Genomic DNA, 12,870 nt, shown 5'->3' with positions numbered 1-12,870 from the left:
CGAGCCGGGTTTTTTGTACCCTCACGACTCGGACGAAGGCCAGCTTGCCAGCAGTGTGTCGAGCATCTGTCCAAGCTGAGCCCGCCACTGGTTGTCGCTGTGTTTTAACACCGCAGGAATCCCCTCGAGAGCCAACATCGCAAAGCCATGCACGCTGGACCAGGCCAACAGCAGATATGGATTGTCGGCCGCTCTGCTGTGCGGCGTCTTGGTGAGAGTGGCAACACACTGAGCAAGAGGTAAAAAGGCTTGCTCTGCAGCTTGTTGCAACGCGCAATCATCGTGGTCAATCCGCTGGCGGCGAAACATGAGCTGATAGCGGGCCGGATGCGCCAGAGCAAACTCCACGTATGCCATCCCTAGAGCCTTGAGCCGGGCAAGCTCTCCCCCTTCGACGCGGGTCGCCTGCAAAGTGGCGGCCAAGTCTAAAAAAGCCTCTCGCACGTAAGCCGTCAACAATCCGCGCGCATCACCAAAGTGATGAGCCGGCGCGCCGTGCGATACACCAGCCCGCCTTGCCACTTCCCGCAAGCTCAGAGTATCGGGCCCCCCTTGTGCCAGCACATCTCCCACGGCGGCGAGCAGAGTGCTTGGCAAATCGCCGTGGTGATAACGAGTTGGCGTCTTGGATGAATCAGCGGATGACATAAACGCTCGCAAAGGGGATCTTGACAATGACTAGTAGTCTAACATACTTGTCACTGTCTAGATAACATTAGGAGCATGACAATGAGGATTCGGCGAGACCTGCTGCAATGGCAATTTTCCGGCTATGCCCACTATCACCACGACCGGGTCAATCTGATTATTCACATGGTGGCGGTGCCGTTTTTCTGGCTGGGCACCGTCGCCTGTCTAGCATCTCTGTTCGGGTACCACAGCGGGAGTTGGCTGGTCGGCCTGCCTGTCTTGCTGCTGTCGTTTCTGGCACAAGGGATTGGTCACAAACGCGAGCAAGAGGCCAGTGTCCCCTTTGATGGAGCGCTGGATGTTGTCACGCGCATTCTGGCTGAGCAATTTGTCACCTTTCCGCGCTTCCTGCTGGCTCGCTTGCAGCAACAACGCTCCGCTGATGAGCACTCATCGCAAGATTAACGTGGTAGACCATAAGATCGCAGCGGGTCTTTTGATGGAGCGGGGTGTTATCGGGAGGCGTGATGGACAGGGCGCAGGTGATCACTCTGCGCCCTAGATGACATGAGCATTAATGATCGCCGCAGCGAATTTCGGTCGTTGCCGGGTTAAAACTAGCCAACGAGCCGATGGCCTGGCCACTTTGCTCACGGGTCAGGTGCACGGTTTCGCCATCCGGGCAGACACCGTTTAACGACAGGGCCGGCGAGCCATTCATGGCGACCTCGGCCGAGCTGTCACCCTGATAGTGCAACGCGGTGTGCTGCTGGGCACACGCACCCAGTGCCAGCACCAGCAGTCCGGTCAAGAGACGTTCATTCATGGCTCTTCACTCATCCTCTTATTCGTAATTCAAATTTGCCAGAAACCGTGCCAACAAACTGTTGCAGGCTGCGGGATCTTCCGCCGGCCAGGCGTGATGGCCGCTTGGCGTATAGACGCTGGCGTTGGGCAGCGCGGCAAACTGCGCCACCCGCTTGGCCAGCGGCAAATAGTCGTCACTGCTGGATACCACGGCAACCGGTTGGCTCAGCACTCCCAAGCGAGCGCGCACGCTCCAGCCCGGCAGCGCTTCCAGTATCTGTTTATATACCCGTTTGTTGTTGCGGCGAAAGCGGCGGCGAAATGTCTGGCGCAGCGAACCTTGTTCGCTGTCCGGAAACAGCTTACGCGCCAGCCACCACCCCAAGGGGAGCATGCCAATCCAGCGCAACCATTTGAGACGCTGTGTGAAATCGGCTTTTGCGGCCTCATTGTCGAGGGAAAACTCGGCAAAGCCATTGATCAGCATCATGCCAACCACTCGTTGCGGCCGAGCCAGCGCCACTTCCAGTGCGACCATGGCGCCGAGTGACAACCCGATCAGTACCACCTGCCCGGGTTGCTCGTCGAGCCACTGCAGCACATCAGCAGCAAGCGTCGGTACATCAAACGGCCCGTCGCGCAGGCTCAGGCCGTGGCCACGCAGATCAAGCGCCACCGCCCGATAATGGCTGGAAAAATACTCAAGCTGCGCCTGCCAGTCGAGACTGGATGAGCCGAGTCCATGTAGAAACAGCAGCAGCGGCCCTTCACCGGCACTGCGCTGATAGAGGCCCTTGACGCGAACCTCTCTGCGTTTGCGGCGCATTACGCCTCCCCGAGCAAACTCACGGCCTTGATATAAGCGTATACCCGTGAACCCGGCTTGAGCGCCAGACGCTCGGCCGAGCGGCGGGTGATACGCGCCAGCAGTATCTGCTGCCCGAGGGCAAGCTGCAACAGGGTTTGTCCCGGCAAGACGTCGCGCAGGTCCTGTAAGGTGGTCTGCAAAGAGTTCGACAGGCTGGAGTGGGTAAGCGGCTCGGTAGCGATCACCACATCACGCGCCGCCACCTTGATGCGTACCGGCCCCGGCGCATCAGGCGCCGCCGGCATGGTGACAAACAGCGGTTGACCGTCGACATGCAGCTCCGCCATCTGCTCGGGCGCCAGCCACTGCTGCAGGTTAGCCGAGAGGATCACACCGGCATCATCGCGGCTGGCAATCGGCAGATCGAGCCTTGAAAACAGCGTATCGGGCGCCCCTTGGGCAATTGCCCTCCCGTTTTCAATCAGGATCAACTCATCACACAGCATGCTCACCTCTTCCATGGCATGGGTGACATAGAGCATGGGGAGCATCGCTTCGCGCTGCAGTGTTTGCAGCTCGTGGATAAGGTGCAGACGGCTGCGCCGATCCAGCGCCGAGAAGGGTTCATCGAGCAACAGCAAGGTGGGCTCGGCCAGCAGGGCACGCGCCAGCGCCACCCGCTGCCGCTGGCCGCCAGAGAGCGCCTGCGCCGGCTGCGCCATCAGCTCATAAAACCCCAACCTTCGCGCCAACTCGTCCGGTTGCCAGCGTCCTTGACCTTTTTCGGCGGCGAGCAGCAAGTTACCGCGCACCGTCAAATGGCCAAACAGGCGCGCATCCTGAAAGACCAATCCGATACGCCGTCGCTCTGGTGGCAAGCTGGCAAGGGCGGCATTGTGCCAAAGCAGTTGGTCATCGGCGGCGCGATCAAGGCCGGCAAGAATGCGCAGCAAGGTGCTTTTACCACTGCCGGAGGGGCCAAACAGGGCACAGATCCCCTCCCCGCGCCAGCGCAGATCACACTCAAGATCCCAACTCCCAAAATGGCGGCGGCAAGCGAGGGTCAGCATCCGAGCAGTCTCCGCTGACGGCGCTGCAGCACGCCATAGACCAGCACCAAAATCACCAGCGAGAAGAGCATCAAGCCGCCAGCCAGCCGGTGGGCATTGCCATAATCGAGCGCTTCGACGTGATCAAACAGGGCAATCGAGAGCACCTGCGTCTCCCCGGGAATATTGCCGCCAATCATCAGCACCACGCCAAACTCACCGAGGGTGTGGGCAAAGCCCAGCGCGGCCGCCATCACAAAACTTGGCAAGGTCATCGGCAGCACAATGCGAAAGAAGCGCTCAAGCGGCCCGAGCCCCAAGGTGGCGGCCGCCTCCAGCTCACGATTGCCCAGATTGACAAAGGCAGAGGTAAGCGGCTGCACCACAAAGGGAAACGAGTAGAGCATCGAAGAGATAAGCAGTCCGCTGAAACTGAACGCCAGCTGGAAGCCAAACAGCTGCTGCCAGCTTTGGCCGAGCCAGCTTTCAGGGGAAAAAGCCAGCAACAAATAAAAGCCAAGCACGGTGGGGGGCAGCACCAAAGGCAGCGCCACCAGCGCCTCGACCAGCGGCCGCAGCAGGTGGCGACTGCGCGCCAACCACCAGGCCAGTGGTGGCGCAATGAGCAGCAAGATCCCGGTGGTGCAGGCAGCCAGCTTTAGAGTCAGAACAATGGCGAGCAGGTCAGCACTACCGGGCATGGTCAGTTAGTTCCCGGCCGGCAGGCCGTAACCGGCGGCGGTAATCAGGGCGCGGCCCTTGTCGCTCTTAAGCCAGGCGACCAGTGCATCGGTGGCCTTACCTGGTTTAAGTACAATGCCCTGCTGCTCGATAGCCGGATAGTAATCCGCCGGCACTGCCCAGGCTTCGCCCGTCTTGCCAGCATCCACCAGATTGGACCAGGCCACAAAGCCGTACTCGGCGTTGCCACTTTCCACGTATTGCCAGGTCTGACTAATGTTGCTGCCAGTTAGCACACGAAACTGCTTGGTATCGATCTTCAGATGGTCCAGGGTTGCCATGGCCGCCGCACCGTAGGGGGCGGTTTTGGCGTTAGCGATGGCCAGATTGCCATGCCAGGCGCGCAGCGCAGCGTCGTCAGGCGCCGGGCCACCCTTGTGCCACAGGCCCAGTTTGCCCACCGCATAGGTAAAGCGTCCGCTGCCCTTGCCCTCTTTTTCCAGCTTGGCCGGGGTGGCTGCATCGGCCGAGAGGAACAGATCGAACGGCGCCCCGTGGGTGATCTGGGTATAAAGCACTCCGGTGGCGGCCGAGCTGATGGTCACGGTGTTGCCGGTATCGGCCTTGAAGGCGTCGGCAATCTTGCCGAGCGTGGCCTTGAAGTTAGCTGCAACGGCGACTTTCACTTCATCAGCCTGCGCGGCAGGCATGGCCAACAGCAGGGCCAAGCCCCATCCCATTTGACGCTTCATTCTCGGTTACTCCTTGGACGAGTCACTCTCGGACCCGGTTGATGATGCTGCCTGCCAACGGTCGGCAGCCTGGTTATCGCTGTGACGAGCCTCAACCCAGTAGTGGCGGCCATCGGTCGTCAGCTCGCGTTTCCAGAACGGAGCACGGGTCTTGAGGAAATCCATGATGAAATGACAAGCAGCAAAGGCCGCCTCGCGGTGGGCCGAGCTCACGGCTACCAATACTATCTGTTCGGCGAGCAGCAGATCCCCGATACGGTGGATCACGGTGCAATCAAGCAGTGGCCAGCGCCGGGCCGCTTCTGCGACAATCTCAGCCAGCGCTTTTTCAGTCATGCCGGGATAGTGCTCCAGCGACAGACCGGCGACCGCCTCCCCCTGATTGACGTCGCGCACCTTACCCACGAAGGTGACGACGGCGCCGCTGCCCGCATCGGCTGCCAGACGCTCATATTCGTGCGCGAGGGAAAAATCCTCGCGCTGAATCCGGATCACCGGCTGCATGTTAGCCCCCTGTGACCGGCGGGAAAAAAGCCACTTCGTCGCCAGCTTTGATCGGCGTATCGAGCGGCACCAGGGTCTGGTTGACGGCTACCAGCAGTTTGCCCGGCTCAAGGGCCAGCGCCCATTTATCGCCCCGGCCAGCCAGCTCGGCACGCAACTGCTCTGCGGTGGTAAAGTCTGCCGGCATGGCCAGTGAGCCACAGCCGACCAGCTCGCGCACCTGAGCAAAAAACAGCACCTGAATCATTGCTTCTCCCCTGCCACAAAGTGGCCTGATTTGCCGCCGCGTTTTTCAAGCAAGCGTACCGACTCGATCACCATGTCCTTTTGCACCGCCTTGCACATGTCATAGATGGTGAGCGCCGCCACCGAGGCGGCGGTCAGGGCTTCCATCTCAACACCGGTCTTGCCGGACAGTTTGCACAAGGTGTCGATGCGCACACGCTGCTGCTCGGGCTCAGGCGCAATCTCGACCTCAACCTTGGTCAGGGCGAGCGGATGACACAGGGGGATGAGATCGGAGGTTTTCTTGGCGGCCATGATGCCGGCGATGCGCGCCGTCGCAAACACATCCCCTTTGTGGTGCTGACCGGAGAGGATCAGCGCCAGCGTCTCGGGCGCCATCGACACATACGCTTGCGCCCGCGCTTCACGCTCGGTGACGTTTTTGGCCGTCACATCGACCATGTGCGCTTCACCGCGCGCATTGAGATGGGTTAACGGCTGACTCATAACGCCTCCTTGCGCACCAGATGGCCGACCAGATTGCACGGGCGGGTCGACGCATCCAGCTGAGGAGCGATCAGCTGCTCCCAGCCAAGACGGCAGGCACCGGTCGAGCCGGGCAGGCAGAAGATGGCGGTATGATTGGCAAGCCCAGCCAGCGCACGGCTCTGCAGGCTGGCAGAGCCCAGCTCGGCAAACGAGAGCTGACGAAACAGCTCGCCAAATCCCTCAATGGGTCGGTCAAACAGCACGCCGAGGGCTTCGGGGGTACGATTGTGCTCATAAAAGCCGGTACCGCCATTGACCAGCACCACCTCAATTGAGGGGCTCGCAATCCAGGCCGACACCACGGCGCGCAGGCGATACATGTCGTTGGGCAGCAGCGCCCGCTCAGCCAGTTGATGGCCGGCAGTAGTCAGCGCCGAGCAAAGATAATCACCGGAGCTATCCTCATCGGGACCGCGGGAATCGCTCACCGTCAGCACGGCAATCGTAAGGGGACGAAAGGGCATTACACACTTGGCCATGGCCGCGTCTCACTCCTTCCAGCGACGCAGGAGCCTGCGCCGCACGGGATACAAGGTTTGGAGGGCGCACCACGGCGCGCCACTGCACAACAGGCCGGAGGCTGCCGGGGTGCAAGGCACGGCGTGCAGCCGGTTTGACCGGCACTTTTCGAAGATAATCAAGCTGACACAGGGTCTGCCATCAGGCGCCCGATTCTATCAGAGCGGGCGGCCAGATGGCGGATAAAATGCGATCGGGCACACATTTGCCCACCATATTGGGGCAGCCCCTGTCGCAATGTTCGGCAGATTGCTGCTTTCTCACCCAAAAGCCGGAGTTAGAACCCCGGCACACCGCTCATGTCCGGCAGGTGGTGGGCAATTCCCTTGTGACAATCAATACAGGTGCTCTCGCCACTGGCCAGACTGGTTGAGTGCATCTTGGCGGCGCGCTGCCCCTGCAAGGAGAAGTCCATGTAGTTAAAGTTGTGGCAGTTGCGACACTCGCGCGAGTCGGTGTCTTTCATCCGCTTCCACTCTCGCTCGGCCATCTCGCGCCGGTGCGCTTCAAACTTCTCGGGGGTATCGACCTTACCGGTCAGCTTGCCCCACAGCTCCTTGGACGCTTGCACCTTGCGGATGATTTTGTAGGTCCACTCGTGAGGCACGTGGCAATCCGGGCAACTGGCCCGCACACCGGAGCGATTCGCATAGTGGATGGTGTCACGATACTCCTGGAACACGTTGTCCTTCATCTCGTGGCAACCGGTACAAAACGCTTCGCTGTTAGAGGCCTCCATGGCAGTGTTAAAGCCCCCCCAGAAGATTACCCCGCCCATGAACCCGAGCAGCAGCAGGATCCAGAGCGCCGCCTTTGACGGTGACTTGAACGTCACCCATAGCCGCTTTACCAAACCGGGCAGTTTCATCATCAGGCTCCTTACTTCAGCGATTCGAGCGGCTTAAAGGTGTTGTCCACCAGCGGCTTGGCATCGGTCTGCGGGACGTGGCACTGCAAGCAGAAGTAACGGCGCGGCGACACGTCACCGAGCGTCATGCCGTCACGGGTCTCGAAGTGGCTCGGGCTGACTCGCGGCGCCTTCATCACAGTGGCATTTTTAAAGCTGTGGCAGGCCAGACACTTGTTCACCTTGCTGTCGATTTCGTAGTTGCGCACATCATGGGGAATAAGCGGCGGCTGGTGCACATATTCCCGCGCCAGCGGATCCCCATCCTTGCGATAGTTTTTCAGCGGGGCAGCCGCTTCATCATTACCGAGCGCCACAGCGCCACGCTCGGAGGAGAGTCCCCCGGTATCTCCGGTCACCACAGGGGTGTCAACCGCCATCACGCCCCCGGCCAGCAGGCAGGCCAGCATTGCTCCAATCAGCTTTTTCATTGTTGTTTCTCCGAGATGTTGTCTGCCTTGACGGCAAATCCGACCGAAAGGGTAAAGACCTGCTGCGCGCACACATCAATGCAGCGTCCGCAGTTCAGGCACTCCTGAGCCGATATCAGCGGCCCGTGCCCCCGTCTGGCTCCGAGCAGCGGTCCTTTGAGGATCTGCGGCTCCGGACAGACGGCGTAACAATCCATGCACTGGTTACAGCGCGCACGACCACTGGCCGTCACCTTGATAAAACCGAGCCGGTTGACGAGCGCCCAAAACGCCCCCACCGGACAGAGGTGACCACACCAACCGCGCGCAGCGACCAGCAGATCAAACACAAACAGCGCGAGCAGTAGCGCCCAGCCCGCCCCCATGCCAAACAACAGACCACGCAGCAAAAGCGGCACTGGGTTGACCCACTCCCACACCAGCACCCCGGTGACGGCGGGCAGAGCCAGCACCATGGCAAGCAGCCAATAGCGCGTTGAACGCACCAAGGTGCTGACATCGCGAAGGCCCAGCCGGGCTCGCAGCCAAGCGGCGGCATCGGTGATGAGATTGACCGGGCAAATCCAGCTACAAAACACCCGGCCACCGACCAGCCAGTAGCTCACCAGCACGATGAGCGCCCCCCACCAGAGCGTGGACAAGGGCCAATGACCGGCACTGACGCTTTGCAACAGCAGCAAGGGATCGGTAAGTGGTACTGTGCCCAAAAGCTCAGAGCTTGAGAGATTTCCCTTGAGCAGCCAGAGACCGGCCACAGGGCCTGCCAAAAACAGCGCTAACACCAACAGCTGGGTGGCACGGCGCAGTAGCAAAAAACGGTGGGCATGCCACCAGCCCAGTTGTTCACGCGCCTCCACGCCCGGTTGCCGCCGCTTTTTCGTCATCGACTGGCTTCTGGTTTGCCCCCTCATTGGCCCTCCCCGGGCCGGCGAACCGGCAACGTTAATGGCTCGTCGATCAACGCCTTACCTGCCTTGGCTTTCTCTTCCCAGCCAAGACGGTAGTGATGACCCAGCTCGCCCTTGGCCAGCTGGCGCGGCAGTACCTTGATGGCGGCCTCTTCCAGCACGCAGGCATGTTCACACTTGCCACAGCCGGTACAGACGTCGCTGTGCACGGTCGGCAGAAATATCGCGTGCTTGCCGGTGCGTGCGTTGTGCTGCAGATCGAGGGTGATCGCCTGATCAATCAGCGGACAGACCCGATAACAGACATCGCAGCGCAGCCCCAGGGCATTGAGACAGGTTTCATGGTCAATCAGCACCGCCACGCCCATCCGTGCCTGGTCAATCTGCTCGAGCTCGGGGCTGAGCGCCCCACTTGGGCAGGCTTTCACGCAGGGGATGTCGTCACACATCTCGCACGGGATGGCGCGCGCCGAAAACCAGGGCGTGCCCGTGGTCACCGGCTCAAACCAGCGCGCCAGTTTCAGGGTGTGATAGGGACAGGCTTCAACACACAGACCGCAGCGCACGCAGGCCCCCAGAAACGCCCCCTCGCTTAATGCGCCGGGAGGGCGCAGCGCCTGCGCAGGCAACGCCTCGGCCTGCTGGCGCGCCAGCACACCGAGACCCAGTCCAACGACGCCCACAGTGCAGGCGCCCTTGGCCAACTCGCCGAACAGTTGTCTGCGTGTCAGCGCTCTGCTCATGCTTACGCCTTCATCACCTTGACGGCGCACTTCTTGAAGTCAGTCTCTTTCGAAAGCGGATCCGTGGCATCAAGGGTGAGCTTGTTGACCAGCTGACTGGCATCAAAGAACGGCATAAACACCAGCCCCTTCGGCGGCTTGTTACGACCGCGGGTCTCGACACGGGTCTTGACCTCACCCCGGCGCGAGCTCACCACCACCTCATCACCACGGCGCAGACCGCGAGCGTTGGCATCATCGGGGTGCATAAACAGCACGGCATCCGGGAAGGAGCGATAGAGCTCGGGCACGCGACGGGTCATGGTGCCGGTGTGCCAGTGCTCAAGCACACGACCGGTGGAGAGCCACAGATCATATTCACCATCGGGCGACTCGGCGGCAGGCTCGTAGGGCAGCGCAAAGATCACCGCCTTGCCATCGGGTTTACCGTAAAAGCGCACCCCTTCCCCGCTCTTGACGTAGGGGTCGAACCCTTCGCGATAGCGCCACAGCGTTTCCTGACCACCGACGACCGGCCAGCGCAGGCCGCGCGCCGCATGGTACTGATCAAACGGGGCCAGATCGTGACCATGGCCACGGCCAAAATCGGCGTACTCTTCAAACAATCCCTTCTGCACGTAGAAACCAAAGTGCTCGGACTCGTCATTGAGCTTGCCCTTGCTCTCGCTCTTGTCGAACTTGTTGACCACACCGTTGGCGTAGAGCACCTCAAACAGCGTCTTGCCCTTAAGCTCGGGCTTTTTGGCGATAAGGTCAGCGGGCCACACCTCGTCAACAGTGAAGCGCTTGGAGAACTCCATCAACTGCCACAGATCCGATTTCGCTTCACCCGGCGCCTGCACCTGCTGGTGCCAGAACTGGGTACGACGCTCGGCATTACCGTAGGCGCCCTCTTTTTCGACCCACATGGCGGTGGGCAGAACAAGGTCTGCGGCCTGGGCGGTGACGGTGGGGTACGGGTCAGAAACCACGATGAAGTTGCGCGGATCGCGATAACCCGGCAGACGCTCTTCATTGATATTGGGGCCGGCCTGCATGTTGTTGTTACACATCACCCAATAGGCGTTGAGCTTGCCGTCTTTGAGCATGCGATCTTGCAGCACCGCGTGATAACCCACCTTCTCGGGGATGGTGCCGGCGGGCAGTTGCCAGCGCTGCTCGGCGATAGCGCGATGTTTGGGCTCGGTGACCACCATGTCAGCCGGCAGGCGGTGAGCAAAGGTGCCCACTTCGCGAGCGGTACCGCACGCTGAAGGCTGACCGGTCAGTGAGAACGGGCCATTGCCCGGCTCGGAGATCTTGCCGGTCAGCAGATGGATGTTGTAGCAGAGGTTGTTGGCCCACACACCGCGGGTGTGCTGGTTAAAGCCCATAGTCCAGTAGGAGACCACCTTGACCTTGGGATCGGCATAGAGCTCGGCCAGCTTTTCCAGATTCTCGACCGGCACGCCGGAGAGCTTGGAGACCTTCTCCACATCGTAATCGGCCACAAACGCGGCAAACTCGTCGAAGGTCATCGGGGTCGCATCACCGCTGTCCGGATTTTTCGCCTGCTTTTGCAAAGGATGCGTCGGCCGCAGCCCGTAACCGATATCGGTAACCCCTTTTTTGAACTGGGTGTGCTGCTTGACGAACGCCTCGTTGACCTTGCCATTTTTGATGATGTAGTTGGCAATGTAATTGAGGATGGCCAGATCCGTTTGCGGGGTAAACACTAAACGGTTGTCGGCCAGCTCAAAGCTGCGGTGCTCAAAGGTCGAGAGAACGTGCACCTGCACATTGGGATTGGAGAGACGACGGTCAGAGATGCGCGACCAGAGGATCGGGTGCATCTCGGCCATGTTGGAGCCCCACAGTACAAAGGCGTCGGCCTGCTCGATGTCGTCATAACAGCCCATCGGCTCGTCCATGCCAAAGGTTCGCATAAAGCCAACGACCGCCGAGGCCATGCAGTGGCGGGCATTCGGGTCGATGTTGTTGGAGCGAAAGCCGGCCTTGAACAACTTGGCAGCGGCGTAACCTTCCCACACGGTCCACTGGCCGGAGCCGAACATCCCCACGGCAGTGGGTCCCTTCTCCTTGAGGGTGGCCTTGAACTTCTCGGCCATGATGTCGAACGCCTGATCCCAGCTAATGGGCGCAAACTCCCCTTCCTTGTCATACTGGCCGTTTTTCATGCGCAGCAGCGGCTGGGTCAGACGGTCCTGACCGTACATGATTTTGGAGAGGAAATAGCCCTTGATACAGTTCAGCCCACGGTTAACCGGGGCATCGGGATCGCCTTGGGTGGCCACCACGCGGCCTCCCTGAGTGCCCACCAGCACCGAGCAACCAGTTCCGCAAAAACGGCAGGGCGCCTTGTCCCAGGCAATGGCCGTCTTGTCGCTACTGGTGATCAGGTTGGCCGCCAGTGACGGAGCACTGATCCCGGCCACCGCCGCGGCAGCAGCCACGGCATTGGCTTTCATAAAGTCACGTCGGCTCAGCTTCATGACAGATCCTCGCATGGTTCTTCTGATTCATCGAATTGGTGGTAGATCAGGGATGCCGAGATCACCCCCGGCAGGGCGTTGATAGCGTCAATGCAATCAATGATGGCGCGCTGTGCCGCCCCCTCGAGGGTGACCACCAGCTTTCCTTCCTCGGTCACGGCATGCACTTCGGCACCGGGCATCTGCGCAATGGCGCTGGCCACCTCATGGCGGTTGGTCGGGCGGCTTAACACCAACAGACTGGTGATGTGATAACCGGTCGCTGCACTCATCCGTTTATCTCCTGTGACTCAGCCAGGGGCTGGCCAATGGCAATGGCGCCGGCTGGACAGGCCACCACGCACTCGCCGCAGCCGTTGCAGGCAGCAGCATCAATGCGGGGTTGGGCGATACCACCGGGGGCTGGTGAAAAGGTCAATGCAGCGGGTTCGCAGCTATCCCGGCAGGATTGGCAGAACACCCGTTGCTTAGCGAGACAGGCAGAAGAGAGGGTCGCGATGAGGGACCAGGGTCGCTCGGTGGCGGGCACAAACAGGGCTTTGGGGCAGGCATCCGCGCAGGCACGGCAGAAGGTGCAGTGATTGCGCTGAACATCGACGGTAGGAAATCCCCCTTCACCGGGGACGATGATCTGCTGTGGGCAGGCATGAAGACAAGCCTGGCAACGATCGCAGCCCGCCACAAAGGCCTGCCAGGGCAAGGCCCATGGCAGTGGTAAACTGGCTGTAACCGGCCGGATCCGCCCGCGCAGCAGTGCGCGGCGAGTCGGATCGACTCCCTGTGACATGACGTGCCCTCACTCGCCCCAAGCACCCCAAACAGGGTGCTAAATTTGTGCTTTCAAATGCACATATTCTCGTTGCGG

At 60.7% G+C, this 12,870-nt stretch carries 18 protein-coding genes; 1 reads left to right on the top strand and 17 read right to left on the bottom strand.

The genetic code is table 11. The features are described from left to right. Positions 1–21: 21 nt before the first annotated feature. On the bottom strand, positions 22–648 hold the full coding sequence (locus tag BW958_RS03595) for a TetR/AcrR family transcriptional regulator (protein WP_076574362.1): 627 nt from the start codon (positions 646–648) through the stop codon (positions 22–24). An 81-nt stretch (positions 649–729) separates the two neighbouring features. Between BW958_RS03595 and BW958_RS03590 the strand changes: the two genes are divergently transcribed. Beyond that, complete coding sequence (locus BW958_RS03590) at positions 730–1,095, top strand: Mpo1-like protein (protein WP_179078810.1); 366 nt, start codon at positions 730–732, stop codon at positions 1,093–1,095. 109 nt (positions 1,096–1,204) lie between these two features. On the opposite strand, the gene BW958_RS03585 is transcribed toward BW958_RS03590, so the two are convergent. The 16 genes from BW958_RS03585 to napF form a co-directional block, all read right to left on the bottom strand. Continuing rightward, on the bottom strand, positions 1,205–1,456 hold the full coding sequence (locus BW958_RS03585; protein ID WP_076574360.1) for a hypothetical protein: 252 nt from the start codon (positions 1,454–1,456) through the stop codon (positions 1,205–1,207). An 18-nt stretch (positions 1,457–1,474) separates the two neighbouring features. Then, entirely contained in the window at positions 1,475–2,263 is a 789-nt protein-coding gene (locus tag BW958_RS03580; RefSeq protein WP_076574359.1) for an alpha/beta fold hydrolase, read from the bottom strand. Then, positions 2,263–3,315 (bottom strand): molybdenum ABC transporter ATP-binding protein, encoded by a 1,053-nt coding sequence (gene modC, locus BW958_RS03575; RefSeq protein ID WP_076574358.1) that lies wholly within the window; start codon positions 3,313–3,315, stop codon positions 2,263–2,265. Before modC ends, BW958_RS03580 begins: the two co-directional genes overlap by 1 nt. Next, entirely contained in the window at positions 3,309–3,995 is a 687-nt protein-coding gene (gene modB / locus BW958_RS03570) for a molybdate ABC transporter permease subunit (RefSeq protein ID WP_076574357.1), read from the bottom strand. Before modB ends, modC begins: the two co-directional genes overlap by 7 nt. 6 nt (positions 3,996–4,001) lie before the next feature. Continuing rightward, positions 4,002–4,727 carry a molybdate ABC transporter substrate-binding protein gene (modA, locus tag BW958_RS03565; protein WP_076574356.1) on the bottom strand — a complete coding sequence of 242 codons (726 nt, stop codon included), beginning with the start codon at positions 4,725–4,727 and terminating at the stop codon, positions 4,002–4,004. A gap of 6 nt (positions 4,728–4,733) precedes the next feature. After that, positions 4,734–5,231, bottom strand: a complete 498-nt coding sequence (moaE, locus tag BW958_RS03560) for a molybdopterin synthase catalytic subunit MoaE (protein WP_076574355.1) — start codon at positions 5,229–5,231, stop codon at positions 4,734–4,736. Position 5,232: 1 nt separating this feature from the next. Beyond that, positions 5,233–5,478, bottom strand: coding sequence for a molybdopterin synthase sulfur carrier subunit (moaD, locus tag BW958_RS03555; protein ID WP_076574354.1), 246 nt, complete (start codon positions 5,476–5,478; stop codon positions 5,233–5,235). Then, a complete protein-coding gene (gene moaC / locus BW958_RS03550) occupies positions 5,475–5,963 on the bottom strand; it encodes a cyclic pyranopterin monophosphate synthase MoaC (protein ID WP_076574353.1) in 489 nt (162 codons plus the stop codon). The genes moaD and moaC overlap by 4 nt, the downstream gene beginning before the upstream one ends. Then, complete coding sequence (gene moaB, locus BW958_RS03545) at positions 5,960–6,484, bottom strand: molybdenum cofactor biosynthesis protein B (protein ID WP_076574352.1); 525 nt, start codon at positions 6,482–6,484, stop codon at positions 5,960–5,962. Before moaB ends, moaC begins: the two co-directional genes overlap by 4 nt. A 317-nt stretch (positions 6,485–6,801) precedes the next feature. Then, positions 6,802–7,392, bottom strand: coding sequence for a cytochrome c3 family protein (locus tag BW958_RS03540; RefSeq protein ID WP_076574351.1), 591 nt, complete (start codon positions 7,390–7,392; stop codon positions 6,802–6,804). A gap of 11 nt (positions 7,393–7,403) precedes the next feature. Next, positions 7,404–7,862: a nitrate reductase cytochrome c-type subunit gene (locus tag BW958_RS03535; protein WP_076574350.1), complete on the bottom strand. Its 459-nt coding sequence runs from the start codon at positions 7,860–7,862 to the stop codon at positions 7,404–7,406. Then, positions 7,859–8,746: a quinol dehydrogenase ferredoxin subunit NapH gene (napH, locus tag BW958_RS03530; protein WP_076574349.1), complete on the bottom strand. Its 888-nt coding sequence runs from the start codon at positions 8,744–8,746 to the stop codon at positions 7,859–7,861. The genes BW958_RS03535 and napH overlap by 4 nt, the downstream gene beginning before the upstream one ends. Positions 8,747–8,769: 23 nt before the next feature. Next, the gene (gene napG / locus BW958_RS03525) at positions 8,770–9,513 is read right to left on the bottom strand and encodes a ferredoxin-type protein NapG (protein ID WP_076574348.1); all 744 of its coding nucleotides are present in this window, start codon (positions 9,511–9,513) and stop codon (positions 8,770–8,772) included. A gap of 2 nt (positions 9,514–9,515) precedes the next feature. Continuing rightward, the gene (napA, locus tag BW958_RS03520; RefSeq protein WP_076574347.1) at positions 9,516–12,005 is read right to left on the bottom strand and encodes a nitrate reductase catalytic subunit NapA; all 2,490 of its coding nucleotides are present in this window, start codon (positions 12,003–12,005) and stop codon (positions 9,516–9,518) included. Further along, positions 12,002–12,277: a chaperone NapD gene (locus BW958_RS03515; RefSeq protein ID WP_076574346.1), complete on the bottom strand. Its 276-nt coding sequence runs from the start codon at positions 12,275–12,277 to the stop codon at positions 12,002–12,004. Before BW958_RS03515 ends, napA begins: the two co-directional genes overlap by 4 nt. Next, the gene (gene napF / locus BW958_RS03510) at positions 12,274–12,792 is read right to left on the bottom strand and encodes a ferredoxin-type protein NapF (RefSeq protein WP_076574345.1); all 519 of its coding nucleotides are present in this window, start codon (positions 12,790–12,792) and stop codon (positions 12,274–12,276) included. The genes BW958_RS03515 and napF overlap by 4 nt, the downstream gene beginning before the upstream one ends. Between the last annotated feature and the right edge of the window lie 78 nt (positions 12,793–12,870).

The organism is Aeromonas sp. RU39B (assembly GCF_900156095.1).
In the GTDB taxonomy this organism is placed as follows: domain Bacteria; phylum Pseudomonadota; class Gammaproteobacteria; order Enterobacterales; family Aeromonadaceae; genus Aeromonas.
This window is presented reverse-complemented; position numbering and strand designations above follow the sequence as displayed.